Annotated in this window: 16 protein-coding genes; 11 read left to right on the forward strand and 5 right to left on the reverse strand. The window is 61.7% G+C overall.

What is annotated here, in order from left to right; all coding sequences use genetic code 11:
- Nucleotides 1-5 precede the first annotated feature (5 nt).
- The 4 genes from P0Y65_16090 to P0Y65_16105 all read right to left on the reverse strand — a co-directional run bounded on the left by P0Y65_16090 (nt 6) and on the right by P0Y65_16105 (nt 4,407).
- Entirely contained in the window at nt 6-734 is a 729-nt protein-coding gene (locus P0Y65_16090) for an ATP-binding cassette domain-containing protein (GenBank protein ID WEK03697.1), read from the reverse strand.
- Nucleotides 731-1,747, reverse strand: coding sequence for an ABC transporter permease (locus P0Y65_16095; GenBank protein WEK03698.1), 1,017 nt, complete (start codon nt 1,745-1,747; stop codon nt 731-733). Before P0Y65_16095 ends, P0Y65_16090 begins: the two co-directional genes overlap by 4 nt.
- A 75-nt stretch (nt 1,748-1,822) precedes the next feature.
- The gene (locus tag P0Y65_16100) at nt 1,823-2,779 is read right to left on the reverse strand and encodes a substrate-binding domain-containing protein (protein WEK03699.1); all 957 of its coding nucleotides are present in this window, start codon (nt 2,777-2,779) and stop codon (nt 1,823-1,825) included.
- Nucleotides 2,780-2,877: 98 nt separating this feature from the next.
- Nucleotides 2,878-4,407 carry an aldehyde dehydrogenase family protein gene (locus P0Y65_16105; GenBank protein ID WEK03700.1) on the reverse strand — a complete coding sequence of 510 codons (1,530 nt, stop codon included), beginning with the start codon at nt 4,405-4,407 and terminating at the stop codon, nt 2,878-2,880.
- A gap of 131 nt (nt 4,408-4,538) precedes the next feature.
- Between P0Y65_16105 and P0Y65_16110 the strand changes: the two genes are divergently transcribed.
- The gene (locus P0Y65_16110) at nt 4,539-5,222 is read left to right on the forward strand and encodes a GntR family transcriptional regulator (GenBank protein WEK03701.1); all 684 of its coding nucleotides are present in this window, start codon (nt 4,539-4,541) and stop codon (nt 5,220-5,222) included.
- A 26-nt stretch (nt 5,223-5,248) separates the two neighbouring features.
- A complete protein-coding gene (locus P0Y65_16115) occupies nt 5,249-6,019 on the forward strand; it encodes an SDR family NAD(P)-dependent oxidoreductase (GenBank protein ID WEK03702.1) in 771 nt (256 codons plus the stop codon).
- Nucleotides 6,020-6,035: 16 nt separating this feature from the next.
- Here P0Y65_16115 and P0Y65_16120 read toward each other — a convergent pair whose 3' ends face one another.
- The gene (locus tag P0Y65_16120) at nt 6,036-6,401 is read right to left on the reverse strand and encodes a VanZ family protein (GenBank protein WEK03703.1); all 366 of its coding nucleotides are present in this window, start codon (nt 6,399-6,401) and stop codon (nt 6,036-6,038) included.
- 456 nt (nt 6,402-6,857) lie between these two features.
- Between P0Y65_16120 and P0Y65_16125 the strand changes: the two genes are divergently transcribed.
- The 9 genes from P0Y65_16125 (at nt 6,858) to P0Y65_16165 (ending at nt 15,951) form a co-directional block, all read left to right on the forward strand.
- The gene (locus tag P0Y65_16125) at nt 6,858-8,345 is read left to right on the forward strand and encodes a UbiA family prenyltransferase (protein WEK03704.1); all 1,488 of its coding nucleotides are present in this window, start codon (nt 6,858-6,860) and stop codon (nt 8,343-8,345) included.
- A 3-nt stretch (nt 8,346-8,348) separates the two neighbouring features.
- Complete coding sequence (locus P0Y65_16130) at nt 8,349-9,602, forward strand: glycosyltransferase family 39 protein (protein ID WEK03705.1); 1,254 nt, start codon at nt 8,349-8,351, stop codon at nt 9,600-9,602.
- A gap of 3 nt (nt 9,603-9,605) precedes the next feature.
- Nucleotides 9,606-9,965, forward strand: a complete 360-nt coding sequence (locus P0Y65_16135) for a hypothetical protein (protein ID WEK03706.1) — start codon at nt 9,606-9,608, stop codon at nt 9,963-9,965.
- 415 nt (nt 9,966-10,380) lie between these two features.
- Complete coding sequence (locus P0Y65_16140; protein WEK03707.1) at nt 10,381-11,421, forward strand: glycosyltransferase family 61 protein; 1,041 nt, start codon at nt 10,381-10,383, stop codon at nt 11,419-11,421.
- Between the two features lie 122 nt (nt 11,422-11,543).
- Nucleotides 11,544-12,080 carry a serine acetyltransferase gene (locus P0Y65_16145; protein ID WEK03708.1) on the forward strand — a complete coding sequence of 179 codons (537 nt, stop codon included), beginning with the start codon at nt 11,544-11,546 and terminating at the stop codon, nt 12,078-12,080.
- On the forward strand, nt 12,077-13,681 hold the full coding sequence (locus P0Y65_16150) for an AMP-binding protein (protein WEK03709.1): 1,605 nt from the start codon (nt 12,077-12,079) through the stop codon (nt 13,679-13,681). Before P0Y65_16145 ends, P0Y65_16150 begins: the two co-directional genes overlap by 4 nt.
- A 17-nt stretch (nt 13,682-13,698) precedes the next feature.
- A complete protein-coding gene (locus tag P0Y65_16155; GenBank protein ID WEK03710.1) occupies nt 13,699-13,947 on the forward strand; it encodes an acyl carrier protein in 249 nt (82 codons plus the stop codon).
- Nucleotides 13,928-15,157 (forward strand): type III PLP-dependent enzyme, encoded by a 1,230-nt coding sequence (locus P0Y65_16160; GenBank protein ID WEK03711.1) that lies wholly within the window; start codon nt 13,928-13,930, stop codon nt 15,155-15,157. Before P0Y65_16155 ends, P0Y65_16160 begins: the two co-directional genes overlap by 20 nt.
- A gap of 11 nt (nt 15,158-15,168) precedes the next feature.
- Nucleotides 15,169-15,951, forward strand: coding sequence for a WecB/TagA/CpsF family glycosyltransferase (locus P0Y65_16165; GenBank protein WEK03712.1), 783 nt, complete (start codon nt 15,169-15,171; stop codon nt 15,949-15,951).
- Nucleotides 15,952-15,958: the final 7 nt, after the last annotated feature.

Below are 15,958 nucleotides of genomic sequence, written 5' to 3' on the forward strand. Positions count from 1 at the left end.
TGTGGTCAGGTCAGCACGACATGCTGGGTCAGTTCCTCGATGGTCGTGTCAGCCTTGGCGACGTCGAAGACCTTGGTGCCATGGCTCATGATGACGAAGCGATCGCAGACCTGGTAGGCGTGATAGAGATTGTGCGTCACCAGCACGCTGGACACACCCTCCTCCTTGAGCTTGAGCACCTGATTGAGCAGGGCTTCGGTCTCACGCACCGAGAGGGCCGAGGTTGGCTCGTCCAAAAGCAGAACGCGGCGCTTGAAGAAGACGGCGCGGGCGATGGCAACGGCCTGTTTCTGGCCACCCGAGAGATCGCCGACCAGCTTGTCCGGACTATCGATGCCCGAAATATGCACGGCGCTCTCGAGCACCTGCATGGCGATATCGCGCATCTTCTTGAGGTCGAGAAAGCCGAAGCGGGTGGTGAGCTCGCGACCGAGGAAGATGTTGCGCGAGATGGAGAGGCAGTCGACCAGAGCGGTGTTCTGGTAGATGGTCTCAATCCCCGCCTCGGCGCTGTCGCGGCGATTGGTGAAATCCTGTTTCACGCCATCGACCGAGATATGGCCCGAGCTCGGACGGTGAATACCCGAGAGCATGTTGACCGTGGTCGACTTGCCGGCGCCATTGTCACCGAGCAGACCCACGACCTCGCTGTGGCCAACTTCAAAGCTCAGATCGGTCAGGGCCTTCAGTGGTCCGAAGGTCTTGTTGATATTGTGCAGGGCGAGCAGGCTCATAGGGATGCTCCCCGGCGATCCAAGCCGTGATTGAAGATCGAGGCCACCACGATCAGCGTGGCGATGAACATGTCGAGATAAAAGCCCGGGGCGCGCAGCAGCAGCAGCACGTCGGTGATGGTGAAGATCAGCATGACGCCGAGGAATACGCCCAGGATCGAACCGCGACCACCGCGGAGCGACAGCCCGCCGATGACGCAGGCGGCAATGGCCTGAAGTTCGAGGCCGGCGCCCTGCCCCGGCTGCACCGAGCCGACGCGGGTGGTGGCGAGAATGCCGGCGAAGGCCGCCATGAGACCGGCAATGGAAAAGGCGATCAGCTTGATCCGGCCGGTATTGACGCCGATGGCCGTGGCCGCGGAGCGATTGCCGCCGGTGGCAAAGACGTGATTGCCGAAACGATGGCGATGCATCATGGCCCAGAAGACAAGACACAGGCCGATGAACCAGAGGAAGGCGGCGTTGAAGCCGAATATGGTGCCGCCAAACAGGCCGCCAAAGACCGGATTGGGATCAAAACGGACCTGCACCGCGCCATTGATCAGCAGCACCGCGCCACGCCAGAACAGCAGGCCACCGAGGGTGACGATGAAGCTGGGGAGATTGAAGCGCAGGGTGATGGCGCCGTTGAGCAGACCGATGGCAGCGCCAACCATGAGGCCGATCGGTGCGGCAATGAAGGCATCCACGCCATTGCCGACCAGCATGGCCATGACGATGGCGGTGAGCGTATAGACCGAACCGATGGAGAGATCGAACTCGCCGGCGATCATCAAGACGCCGGCGCCGAGCGCCAGGCAGCCGATGACGGGCACGGAGCGCATCATGATGCCGATATTGGCCGAGGAGAGATAGCGGAAGTCATCGGCGAACAGGATGCCAGCCGTGATGCAGGAGATCTGGACGAGAATGAAGACCAGGAGAATTGCCCCGGCCGGCATTTCCAGCAGAGCATAAAGTCGGTCAGCGAAGGTTCGCCTCGGAACGGCGGCGCGATCGTGGGTCATGGACATGGTCACGGTCAAAAACTCTGGGAATGAATGGAGCTTGGCCGGGTGCCTTTGGGAGACCACCCGGCCAAGGGAACATCAGCGATAGGTGCCGATGAAGGGCTTCACGACGCCGATGCGTTCCTGATTAAGGAAAGCACCCTGGCCGGTATCGACATCGGTCGGGGTCAGGCCGTAGCGCTTGGCCATGGCGATCTGGGCGATCGGATAATACCCCTGCAGGTAGGGCTGCTGGTCCATGGTGGCGAACATCGCGCCACTCTCGACGGCGTTGACGATTTCCACCGCCAGATCGAAGCCGCCGAAGGGCACATCGACACCCGCATCCTTGATGGCACCCGCACCAACGGTGGACGTCACCGAGCCGGTGCCGAAGACGGCCTTGATGTCGGGATTGGCGATCAGGGCCTGGGCCATGATATTCTGGGCTTCGGCAGGATCGAGGCCGGCACGGACCGTCTCGACCGTGATGCCATGTTCGGTCATGGCGCGCTCGATGCCGCCGCCACGGGCCACGGCGAAGCTGGCTTCGGGGATTTCGCGCGGGTTGAAGACGGTATCGCCTTCCTTGAGATCGAAGGCCTCGATCATGCGCTGGCCCAGTTCGTAGCCCGAGGCTTCCTCGTCCATGCCGACATAGGCCTGGCGGCAATTGCCATCGGCGCCTTCAAGGTCGTCATTGTTGAAGCCGATGACCACGACGCCCGCTTCGACCGCGGCGCAAATGCTGTCGTCGAAGGCGTCCGAGGACGAGATGGCGACGGCAATGCCGTCGACGCCGGTGGCCACGGCGGTGTCGATCAGGTCGTTCTGGCGGACCGGGTCATTGTTGGCATATTGCACGTCGAGATCGACGTTGAAGGCGGCCGCGGCGTCCTGCGCGCCCTTGACCACCGGGTTGAAGAACTGAACGCTTGGATCAAGATAGATGATCATGGTGGCCTTCACCGGATCATCCTGCGCAAAGGCGCCGCCCGCAGAAGCGAGCATGGTGCAGCCGGCCAGCAGGCCTGCCGTCAATCTGGTCAGTTTCATTCTAGTCCTCCCTTGGATGAAACGGGCCCTCCTCAGGTCCCGCTTCGCGCGGCATCCTCATACCGCGCGAATTTCGTGTCTCCCGGTTCCGTTACTCCTCAGTGGCTGAACCAGGGCTGCCCGCGTCCGAGGGTCATGTGCAGACCCTTGAACTGGGAATATTCGTCGAAGCCGAAGCGACCGAGTTCGCGGCCGGTGCCGGATTTCTTGTAGCCACCGATGGGCAGTTCAGGCGTGCCGTCGATAACCGAATTGATCCAGCAGCGACCGGCACGGATTTTCCGCGTGGTCTGGATGGCGTTTTCGAGATCGCGCGACCAGACGCTTGCAGAAAGGCCGAAGGGCGTGCCGTTGGCGAGAGCGACAGCCTCCTCGGGCGTGTCAAAGCCGATGGTGGCAAGGACCGGCCCGAAGATTTCCTCCTGCGCGATGCGCATATCGGGCCGGACATTGTCAAAAACGGTCGGAGCGAAGAAATTGCCGTTCGTGGCATCGACCATGTCGCCGCCAATCAGCACTTCGGCGCCCTCGTTGACACCCGCTGCGACATAGCTTGCGACCTTCTCGAGGTGGTTCTGGCTGACCATGGCGCCGTAGCGCGTGCCTTCGCCCAACGGGTCACCAAAGGGTAGTCGCCGGGAAAGGTCGAGCAGGCGTTCGAGCAGGGCCGGACGGATGGAATTCTCGACGATCAGGCGGCTACCGGAAATGCAGCACTGGCCGGCATTGTGATAGACGCCGAAGGCAATACCATCGGCGGCCGCTTCGAGATCGGCATCGGCGAAGACAATCTGCGGGCCCTTGCCGCCCAGTTCGAGGCCAACGCGCTTGACGCTGGCCGCAGCGAGGCCGGCCAGGTGGGTACCGACACGCACCGAGCCAGTAAAGGCCAGAACGTCGACGCGCGGATCCTCGGCCAGCATCTGGCCGGCAGCCGCGCCGTAGCCGGTGATGACGTTGAAGACGCCGGCAGGCAGGCCCGCCTCAAGCGCGAGTTCTGCGAGGCGGATGGTGGTGCCGGAGGTGTATTCGCTCGGCTTGACCACAACGGTGCAGCCGGCGCCCAGCGCCCACGGCACGCGCTCGGAGACGATGATGAAGGGGAAATTCCACGGCGTGATGATACCAACGACGCCGGCCGGCTCGCGCAACACGATACCCAGGCGGTTCTCGCCGATATTGTTATGCGTCGCGCCTTCAAGGCCGCGCGACATGCCGGCGGCATAGGTCCAGAGGTCGGCGCAATAGCCGATCTCGCCCTTGGCCTGGGAGAGCGGCTTGCCTGTCTCGAGGCATTCGATCAGGCCCAGTTCATCGACATGGGCCGAGATTTTTGCCGCGACGGCGTGAAGGATGGTCGAGCGCTCGCCGCCGCTCATTTTTGGCCAGGGGCCGTTGTCGAATGCCTTGCGGGCGGCGGCGATGGCGAGATCGGCATCGGCTGTGCTGCCGGCCGGCCATTCGCCAACCAGCTTGCCGCGATGTCCTGGGCTTTCGCGGGTGACGGTCTCACCCGATTGCGCGTCGACCGATTTGCCGTCGATCAGCATGCGATAGGCGCGTTTACTCGCCAGCCGCGGATCACTAAGGTTCGGCGCAACAAAATTGTCCTGAAAGCGTGACTGCATGTGCAATGCGATAGCGGGCTGAGCCCACCCTCCCCGAAACATCCGGACGGCTTTGACGCGTCCTGTATGGAATTGTATGGTACCGTATGGCGCATTGACATCCCCTGTCAATGGCAGGGGCAAGTTGTAGGATGACCATGGACATGCTGGTGGCTGAGAGCGGCGAAAGCGCTGCCGCCTCGATCGAAAAAGACCTGCGCCGCGCCATTATCGAGCTCGAGCTCAAGCCCGGCACTCGGCTGAGCGAGCAGGACATCGCCAACCGACTCGGCGTGTCGCGGCAGCCGGTGCGCGAGGCGCTCATCCGGCTCGCCAATTCGCGGCTGATCGAAATCCGGCCGCATCGCGGGACGGTGGTGGCGCGGATCTCGGCAAAGGAAATGACCGAGGCGCTGTTCGTCCGGCAGTCGGTGGAGATCGCCGTTGTCGAAAAGGCGGCGCAAAATTTCGACGCCTGGCAGCGCAAGCGGATCAATTCCATTCTCGGCCAGCAGGAAGAGGCAGCGCACCGGCTCGACCACGCCGGCTTCCGCGAGCATGACGAGGCGTTTCACATTGCCATTGCAACGGGCGCCGGCGTGGGCATTGCCTGGATCGCCATTGCCGACATGAAGACCCACATGGACCGCGTCTGCAACATGACTTTACGCGACGAAGCAGACATGTTGCGCCGCATTGGCGAGCATCATGCCATCATGGAAGCCATCGACGCGCGGGATGTGGCGGCAGCGCGGCAAGCCATGAGCAAACATCTCGCCAGCATTCTGGACGACCTGCCTGAGCTGGAAACCCAGCATGCTGCCCTCTTCATCTGAGTCTAACCGACCTGCCGGAGCCTTTCATGACTGACTTCGCCCGCTATCCCAGCCTTGCCGAAACGCCCGTCGTGATTTCCGGCGGCGCCTCGGGCATCGGGGCGAGCCTTGTCCGCAATTTCGCCGCGCAGGGCGCAAAGGTGGGCTTTGTCGACGTGCAGGCAGAACAGGGCCAGGCGCTGGCCGACGAGCTGGTGGCCGCCGGACAGAGCGTTGTGTTCAGTGCTTGCGACATCACCAATACCGAGGCCTATCAGGCTGCCATCAAGGGGTTTGCCGAGCGGCATGGCGATGCGTTGGTGCTGGTCAACAATGCGGCGCATGACCAGCGGCATGAATGGAGCGAGGTGACGCCCGCCTATTGGGACGACCGCATGGCGGTCAATCTCAAGCATGCGTTCTTCGCCATCCAGACCGTGGCGCCGGGGATGATTGCGGCCGGACGAGGGTCGATCATCAATACCGGCTCGATCAGTTGGATGATCATGTCGCCCAAGATCCCGGTCTATGAAACCGCCAAGGCAGCGACGCATGGGCTGACGCGGGCCATGGCGCGCGAGCTGGGCAAGCATGGCATCCGCGTCAATTCGCTGGTGCCGGGTTGGGTGATGACGGAGCGTCAACTGACCCATTGGGTGGATGACCAGGCGCAAAAGCAGATCGATGCGACCCAGGCGCTGGCCGGCCGGGTCTATCCCGACGACGTGGCGCGGATGGCGCTGTTCCTCGCCGCAGAAGACAGCGCCATGATCTCGGCGCAGCAGTTTCTCGTCGATGGCGGCTGGGCAAACACCTGAGTCGCTTAGAACGCGCCTAGCGCGACGTGATCAGCCGGCGCAGATTTGGCAGGACGGTCACCGCGAACCAGCCCAGGCAGAGCCCGATCGAAGCGCCGACCGACTTCCACATGGCGTCGCGGAAACGGCCATGCCGATCGGGGCGAAGCTCCTGCAGGATTTCGAGCCCAAAGGCGCCGGTCAGGACGATCAGCGCCGCGAACCAGATGTGCCTGGGATAAGCGACGGCAAAGAGAAAGCCGACGACCATGAAGGCCATGGCGCGCTCGGCATTGACCGAAACGGGCATATGCGGCCGCAAGCCGATGGGCGACAGCGTCATGACGGCGATGGCCAGCAGACCAAGCCAAGCCAGAATTACGACAGTTGAGTGACGGTTCATAGGCCGCTCATAGCGTTGAACACGCTGGCTGAAAAGGTGGTCCCAGGCACTTTCGCGCGATGTCGGCTGCCGCAGCGAGAGATGCGCATCGGAACCGCGATCAACTCTTGCTGACCTGACAGCAAAACTTCCGCGAGCGACCACAGGACAACAGCTTTCGCGCAGACGCTTGCCTGGCTATCGAAACACCTCAAATTCCCGCAGCCAATGAATACTTTCCGCGATCACGCACGCCGAATCCAAAACCTGATAACTCAGTATTTCCTGGAATTCAGGCGCCTTAAAAACGTTTCATCTTCGCTATTTACTATTAACCCCGAAAGCTGGATCATATTTTGAATTCTGATCTAGATTTCAACTGTTGGATTTCCGCCTGCCGAAGAAGATTGGCTTGCGGGGCCAGCATTGGATGCGCCTGAATTTCAGACATGTCGGAAGCCTCGGGAGACCGGACGAATGGCTCTAGCCAGCGAAATCAGCCCCTTGGCCTCCGTTGAGCAGACTTCCGATACTGTATTGGTCGTCGACCTCGATCACACCCTTTGCAAGACGGATACTCTGCATGAGGCGCTGATTGCCATGGCGCTGAAATCGCCGATCGGCGTGGCAAAGCTGCTGGCCGGCGGAACCGGAGACAAGGCGGCGTTCAAGCGCAGCGTGGCGGACAATGTCCTGTTGGCGCCCGGTTCTCTGGTCTATAACGAGGATGTACTGGACGTCGTGCGCGAGTCGCGGCAGGCAGGTCGACGGACCGCGCTCGTTTCCGCGTCGGATCAGCGGCAGGTCGAAGCCATCGCTGATCATCTGGGTCTATTCGACGACGTGATCGGCACCGGTGGCGAGGCTGGCCGCGACGTCAATCTGGGTGGCAAGGCGAAAGCTGCCGCGCTTACGACGCGCTATGGCAATGGCGGCTTCGACTATATAGGCGACGCCCTAACCGACCTCGAGGTCTGGCAACATGCCCGACGTGCCTATGGCGTCAATCTCGCGTCGCGGACGCGGCGCGCCGCGGCGCAGCGCAAGATTGATGTGATAGATATCGGCGAGGCCGTTGCGCTGCCTGCCCGCATCAAGCCCTATATCCGGGCGATGCGGCCGCATCAGTGGTCCAAGAATGTCCTGCTGTTCCTGCCGCTGCTCGCGTCGCATAATTTCGGCCAGTTTCCGGCCGTGCTGGCGGCCTTTGTCTGCTTCTGCCTGACGGCCTCGGCGGTCTATGTGATCAATGACCTGATCGACATACCGTCCGACCGGGCACACCAGCGCAAGAGGCTTCGCCCCTTCGCCTCAGGTGCGCTTTCAGCCCGGCAGGGACTGATCATGGCGGCAGTCCTGCTGCTGGCCTCTGCTGCGCTCGCGATCGCCTTCACGCCACACTATTTCATCGCCATGCTGGCCGCCTATTTCGCCGCCACATTCGCCTATTCGACATGGCTCAAGCGCAAGCTGCTGGTCGACGTGATCGCCCTGGCCGGGCTTTACACCATCCGCATCATCGCCGGCGGCGTGGCGGCGCAGATCATGCTGTCGCACTGGCTGCTCGCCTTTTCGATGTTCCTGTTCTTCTCGCTGGCGACCATCAAGCGGCAGACCGAACTGATCGCGCATATCCAGCAAGGCAAGGATCGCGCGCCGGGACGCGGTTATTTCAACGATGACCTCTCCGTCATCCGCTCCATGGCCGTGAGCTCCGGCCATGCCGCCATTCTCGTGCTGGCGCTCTATGTCGCCGATCCCGATACCCGCATGCTCTATGCCGCGCCCGAGGTCATCTGGCTGATCTGCCCGCTGATGTTCTACTGGCTCGGCCGCATGGAGGTGATGACCCACCGCGGTCACATGGAGGACGATCCGATCGTCTTTGCCATGCGCGACCGGATCAGCTTGATCGTGGGCGCCCTGGCCGCGGTGATCATGCTTGTTGCCGTCAGGGGTTGGTAGGGAATGGATAGCGTCAGGAACAGCGTGGACGGGCTGATCGAACACAGACATGCAGCCCTCTGGATCATCGTGGTGGCCATGGCGATCCGCATCGCCTGGGTTCTGGTTTTTCCGGTCGAACCCGTGTCCGACAGTGGCGCGTATCAGATCCTGGCGCGCAACATTGTCGACTACGGCAATTACGGCTTCACCCCGCATGATCCTTCGGCCTATTGGGCCGTGGGCACATCGGCCATCGTTGCCGTCACCTATCTGATCTTTGGGGAATCCGATCTTGGAGTCGTCCTCAGCAATCTCCTGGCCAGTTTGATTGCGCTGGTACTGATCTATCAGCTGGGCCTGCGCTATTTCGGTCGGACGGCGGCATTGTTTGCCCTGGGGCTTACGGCCTTCTGGCCAAACCTCATCCTGTTCAACTCGATCCTGTCGAGCGAGCTCTATTTCATCGCCCTCTGCGCGGCGGGACTGCTGTTCTGGGAACGACGCAAGGAGGGTTGGCTCAACCTGCTGGCCTGTGGGTTGATCTGGGGTGCAGCCTGCTATGTCCGGCCTGTCATCATCCTCCTGCCGTTTGCGCTGGTGCTGTCGGCCTGGGGAAGCTGGCGTGAACTGATCCGAGCGGCGGGAAGCGCGGTTATTGTGGTCGTGCTCATCGTGCTGACCGTTTCGCCCTGGACCTACCGGAACTACCAGGCCTTCGGCGAGCCGGTGATGGTGTCGACCAATTTCGGTCCGAATTTCTGGATGGGCAACAATCCCGAGACGACGGGCCGCTACCAGAAGCTGCCCACCTGGACGCATGGCATGGGCGAGATCGAACGGTCGGATCGCCTCGAGGAAGTGGCGGTGTCCTATATCAAGGACGAACCGATCCAGTTCGTCGTGCGGACGCTGTACAAGGTCGGGCTGCTGCACGCCTATGAGACGATCGGCGTTGCCTGGAACGAGAATGCCATCGGGCAAATGCTGGGCGAAACCGGCAAAATGGGCGTCAAGCTGCTGTCGACCGGCTACTGGTATGGATTGCTCGTCCTGTCCTTCATTGCCATCGGCGCGCTGATCCTGAGCCGGCGACTGAGCGGGCTGTTCCATCCCTGCGTGCTGGGCTGGGGCTATTTTACTGCGGTGCATGCCGTCATCGTGGTGGAAGACCGCTACCACATGTCGGCCGTGCCCTTCATCGCGCTGCTTGCCGGGCATGCTTCGTCTCTTCTGGTCGGCCAGGTCATGGCGACCCGCTCCAAGGTGAAAGTCTGAGTTTTGTACCACTGGATATTGATTGGACTTGCCGCCAGCGCAAACGTAGCCCTCAATCTCAGCCTGAAACAGATGAGCCATGCCCTGCGCCTGACGTCGCCAGGCGAGTTTATCCTCAGCGCGTTACTGTCGCCCTGGACCTGGGCGTCGCTGGTCAGCGGACTGGTTCTGGTCGGCGCCTTCATGACAGCGGTCAGGACGTTCTCGCTGAGCCTGACCTATACGGCGGTGACGGCAATAGCGATGGTTGCACTGACGGTGGTCAGTGTCGGGCTCAAACTGGAAACAGTGAGCATCACGCGGGTGGCCGGGCTAGTGTTAATCGTGGCCGGACTGGTGTTATCGGCACGCGGCGCGGCATGACGAATACTTCGCACCACAAGTCTTTGCCCGGCGCATTTACCTTTTGTTAACCAATGTGCTACAGCTTTGCGGGATGGTTCATTCCGCCCCAGTTGGTATTGTGTCGAGACAGTTACCCGCGGTGCCGAAAGGCTGGAAGCTACTTGCCCTGGCGCTTGCGTCCTGGGTTGTAGTCGGCGGAATTCTCGCCCTCGTCTGGGTCGCATTGCGGGCCATTGTTTCCTGACTGACCCCGGTTATAGACAGGCTGCTGCAGGATCAGGATCGCCGCGCGGCGAAAATCTGCGTGATTCAGCCTCCCCATTTACGCTAACGATATTTGAATATTGACGGAACGACTGCGGCCGAACAGTATTCATTCGTGCTTTCGGCATGACTTCGACGCGAAATCCGTAATTCAATGGCGAGTCTCTGAGTGGTTATTTTACCTCCACTGGAAATCCTCCTGACGCATCTGCGCGGTGCCCGCCCAGATTTTTGGGACTTCGCCGAAGAGAGCTGGGAAATGGCACCAGCAGAAGAGCGGATCTTTCCGGCCGCCATTTTCCTGCCCGGTCAGCTCGATCGCATCGAGCAGACCATTTTCGGCGACCTCGGCATGACGCTTAATGCCCTGACCATTTCGGGCACGCAGCAGATCGGCCCCACGATTGCAGCGCGCTTCCGCGATGTGCTGCTGCATGACGGCGTGCTCTACAAAAACTCCGCTGCGTATCACCTGACCCGCCGCAACAGACGTCTGCCGACCATAGGGTCGCCGCCCAGCATCGCCTCGGCCGCCATATACGACAGCTGGATCGGGCTACGCTACTTCGGCAACTGGCTGATGGATGACACCGAGACGTTCCGGCTGGCCGAGACAGTCGGCAATCCCGTGTCGATTTCGAAGTCTCCAGCCGGACACAAGCAGGATTATGAAGATCGACTGACCATGCAGCCGCTGCGCACCCAGTCTGCGCAATTCGACGAGCTCGTGCTGTTCGAGGATCTCGCCAACAACTCGGGCAAAATGGCGCGCGGTGCAGACCGACGGGCAAGGCTGCTGTCCAGCATTCCGGAAACACAGCCCCACCCGGGCGTCTTCCTGCTGCGGGGCCGGTCTGGCGACGCCCGCATCCTGACCAATGAACAAAAGCTTGCCGAGGATCTCGAGGCGCGGCACGGCATTCGCGCGGTGGATACCATGGCGCATTCGGTCGAAAGCCTCATCAAAACCTGCGCTGGAGCCCGCGTCCTGATCGGCGTGGAGGGTAGCCAGCTGGTGCACGCGCTGGCGGTGATGGCCCCGGGAACCACCATGCTGGCCCTGATGCCGCCGGACCGTGTGACGGCGGCGATGAAGTTGATGACCGATCGACTGGGTATGAACTTTGCCATGGTGATCGGACAAGGCACGACAGACGGCTTCGAAATTAACCCAAAAGACATCGAAGCCACCCTCGATTTAATTCCATGACTTCCCATAATAACTTCAAGTCAGTATGGTTTTGAAAGAATAGCATTACTGGTTGTATTTACTTGCCGGCGAAGGGTTCTTCGAACACGCCGCGGACAACAGGCATTGTGCGAAGGCGTGAAATGATGCTGGACGAGGTGCGCAGCGATTATGTTCGCCATGGGAGCTCGATAATTGAGCCAGCCTTCGTTTCACTGTGCATTTTTCGCTACGGGAAATGGGCGGTCAACAGAAGACATCGAATTACGCGCAGGGTCGCCAACCTGTTCTATGGCCTCCTCAAGTTCTTCATCCTCAATGTGACGAAGATCTGGATCCCGCCAACTACGGTGATCGGGAAAGACTTCCACATCATTCATGCGGAAGGATCGCTATCGATCCACCCCGATGCGGTGATCGGCGACCGGGTCGGCGTCATGCACAATGTGACCATCGGCACCAATATGGGACCGGGAGCGCCGATTATTGGCGATGACGTCTTCATCGGCGTCAATTCAACAGTCCTGGGCAGGATCAGGATCGGGGACCGGGTGCGTATCGCCGCCAATACTGCGGTGACCACCAATGTGCCATCGGACTCAGTGGTGATCGGCTCGCCGGCAAAAATCTATCCGCGCCTGTCCCTGCTCAAGCAGCAGCCCAAGACGGAGGCAAAATGAACGCGTCAGCCTTCATACCGCGCGCCGACGCGCCGATCTGGGACCTGCTGTGGGCCAATCTGCCCGAGCGTGCCGACAAGACCTGCCTCATCGATGCGGACCGATCGCTCAGCTATGCCGAAGTGGCGCACGAGGCTGACCGGCTGGCAGCGCGCCTGGCCGCGCTGGGCGTGGTGGCCGGCGACCGGGTGATCGTCCAATTCCGCAAGAGCATCGATGAAGTCGTGGCCATGCATGCCGCGTGGCGGCTGGGCGCGGTGATGGTCAATGTCAATCACCAGTGGACCACGGACCAGTTGATCTATGTGGCCAGCGATTGCCGGGCGCGGGTGGCCGTGGTGGCCGCCGCTTCGGCCAAGGCGCTGCGGGCGGCGGAATTGCCGGCGACGCTGGAGCATGTGATCGCGCGCGGCGGTTTTGCCGTCGAGGATGGTGAGGACCGGTTCTCGATCTGGAATGAAACGATGGCGGCTGCCGGTGATGTTGCGCCGCATCAGGCCGATCCTGGCGCGCTCTGCGCCATCATCTACACATCCGGCTCGACGGGAAAGCCCAAGGGCGTGATGCTGAGCCATCGCAATATCCGCATCGGCGCGCTGTCCGTGACGCAATATTTGGGGCTCGATGAGAGCGACCGGCTGCTGTCGATCCTGCCCTATAGTTTTGATGCCGGGCTCAACCAGCTGACGACCATGCTGCTGGTGGGCGGTACGGTGGTGCATCAGCCGGTGATCTTTGCCGCCGAGATCGTGGCGACGGCCAAGCGGCATGCGGTGACCGGCATCGCCGGTGTGCCGCCGCTATGGTCGATGATCGTGCGCTATCTGGTCGATGCGCCGACCGAGCTGCCGGCGCTGAAGCGGGTGACCAATACGGGCGGCAAGATTTCGCCGGATATCCTGAGCGCCATGCCCGGGGCATTTCCGGGCGCCAGGATTTTCCTGATGTATGGGCTGACAGAGTCCTTCCGCTCGACTTTCCTCGCGCCGGATAAATTCGCGGCCAAGATGGGTTCGATCGGCCAGGCCGTGCCGCATTCGCAGGTCTTTGCCGTGCGCAATGGAATTGGCCGCGCCCAGCCGGGCGAACAGGGCGAGCTTGTGCATGTCGGCCCCCTGATCTCGCTGGGCTATTGGGAGCGTCCGGCTGATACCGCCGCGCGCATCCGCCCCTGCCCCGAGCTTGCCGCCGAAATCGGCGACCAAAATGTCGTCTGGTCGGGCGATCTCGTGGAAGTCGATGCCGATGGGGACCTCTGGTTTGTCGGCCGCATGGACGACATGATCAAGACCATGGGTTTCCGCGTCAGCCCGACCGAGGTCGAGGATGCTGTGGCGCGGACAGGGCTGACGCAGGAAAGCGTCGCCTTTGGCCGGGAAGACGCTGACCGGGGACAGACCATCCACGTCGCCGTCAGCCTGCATGAGGGTGCCGACCCCGAAGCGCTGCGGGCGGCGTTCCGGCAGACCATGCCGAGCTACATGCTGCCATCGAGCGTCTTCCAGTGGCCCGGCATCATGCCCCGCACCGCCAGTGGCAAGCTGGATCGTCCAAGTGTCATCGCTGCCTGTGGCAATGGCGACATCCACGCCATCACGTAATTCCGGAACCAGAGATCATGGCCACCAAGACAGAGTTCACCGCCGACGAGCTTCGCGACTATCTGCAGACAGAGTTGTCGATCGAGCAGGCGCTCGATGATGACACGGAACTGTTTTCCACCGGGCTGCTGGATTCGGTGTCGATGATGAGCGTCATCATGTTCATCGAGCAGCGCAGCGGTGGCGAGGTGCGGCCGGCGGATGTGACGCTGGATAATTTCGACACGATTGGCCGGATTGTCGCCTATGCTGCAACCCTGGACTGATCTCGATCCAATGCTGGCCGATGCTGCGGAGCGCTTCGTCACGCCGAGCTATCTCTATGTGGCGGACCGCATCGAGACGCGGCTGGCCGAGCTCGAGCAAAACTTCGGCAAATGGTTTGCGCTGAGCTATGCGGTCAAGGCCAATCCCAACCCCGCGCTGCTGGGCTGGCTGCGCGGCCGCGTGCCCTATCTCGATGTGTCATCCATCGGCGAGGTGCGCCGTGCGACCTCGGTGGGATGGCCAGCCTCCGAATTGAGCTTTACCGGACCGGCCAAGCGACAGGCAGAGATCGAGGAGGCCATCGCTTTTGGCGTCGGTGAACTCGTGCTGGAAAGCCTCGAAGAGGCGGAAACGGCCAATGATATCGCCAGAAGCCTGGGACGCCGCCAGTCAGTCCTGGTGCGGCTGGCGCCGGACCATGTTCCCAAAGGTTTCGGCGATCACATGGCTGGCCGGCCGAGCCCGTTCGGGATCGACGTGGAAGACGCCGAGCCGGCGCTGCGGCAGATCGCGGCGATGGACCATCTGCATGTCGTAGGGCTGCATATCTATTCGGGCACGCAGTCGTTGAAGCCTGCCGCTGTCATTGAAAACTGGCGCATCTTCCTTGCCGAATTCCGCCGTTTTTCCGAGATGATCGACCTCGTGCCGGAGCGGCTGGTGTTCGGCTCGGGCCTCGGCATTCCGCATCATGCGGGGGACGTGGCGCTGGATACGGCCGAGATTGCCGCCGGCATCGCCGAGGACCTTGAGCAGTTCAAGAAAGATAGTCGCTTTGCCGGCACCGAGCTGGTGCTTGAGCTGGGGCGGCATCTGGTGGGCGAGGCCGGGGTGTTCCTGACCCGCGTGCTGCGGGTCAAGCCGTCGCGCGGCGCACAGGTGGTGCTGTGCGATGGCGGCATGAATGCGCATCTGGCGGCGACCGGTCAGTTCGGCATGGTGCTGCGCCGCAACTATCTGCTGCACCGCGTCGGTGGCGGAAAACAACTCACGAAATACGACATTCACGGACCGCTCTGCACCTCGATCGACCGTCTTGCGGCGGGCGCCGAGCTGCCCGTCCTGACAGCGGGCGATTTGATCGCCATTCATCCAAGCGGGGCCTATGGCCCAACGGCAAGCCCGATGAACTTCATCAGTCATCCCTTGCCGCGTGAACTCTTTGCCGAGGGCGGACAGGTGTCTGATGTCACGCCCTGGCCTGCATAGGAGGAATGCAGATGGGGGGAGAAATTGCAGCAACAGCAACCCTTGAGGTACATCCGGAGCGCACCCGGTTTCTCGGCGTATTCTTTGATTGCCTCGAACAATGGCAGGTCATCGACAAGATGCGCCTGTGCCGATCCGATGATGGATTCAGCTATGTGGTGACACCCAATGTCGATCACATCGTGCGACTGGCGGCGCAGCCGGCCACGCTGACGCAGTATAATCAGGCAAGCCTTTGCCTATGCGACAGCAAGCCGTTGCAGGTTTTGTCGCACACGGTTGGACGACCACTGACGCATGTGACCGGATCGGACCTGACCAAGGCGATCTTTGACAGCCTGCTCGAGGCGGGCGATGTGGTGACGCTGATCGTGGCGCGCGAAGAGATAGCCAGCAAGCTGATGGCGCGCTTTCCGGAGGTCACCTTCCACTGGCATGTGCCGCCCTTCGGCGTGCTCGACAAGCCGGATGCGCTGTGTGCGGCGGTCGATTTCATCGTGGATCACCCGGCGCGCTTCATCTTTATCGCCATCGGCAGTCCGCAGTCGGAAGTGATTGCAGCCAAAACGCGGGCCAGTGGGCAGGCGCATGGTACGGCGCTGTGCGTCGGCGCATCGCTGGAATTCATCACCGGAGACCGGGCGCGGGCGCCGGCCTGGATGAACCGGAGCGGTATGGAATGGCTGCACCGGATCGCGACCGAGCCGCGACGGTTGTGGAAGCGCTATGTCTATTCGGTGCCGCCGCTGCTGCGGCTCTACTGGCTGGAGCTGATGGGACCCAAGGGCCCCTGAGCCATTC

It is taken from the genome of Candidatus Devosia phytovorans, assembly GCA_029202405.1.
Taxonomy (GTDB): domain Bacteria; phylum Pseudomonadota; class Alphaproteobacteria; order Rhizobiales; family Devosiaceae; genus Devosia; species Devosia phytovorans.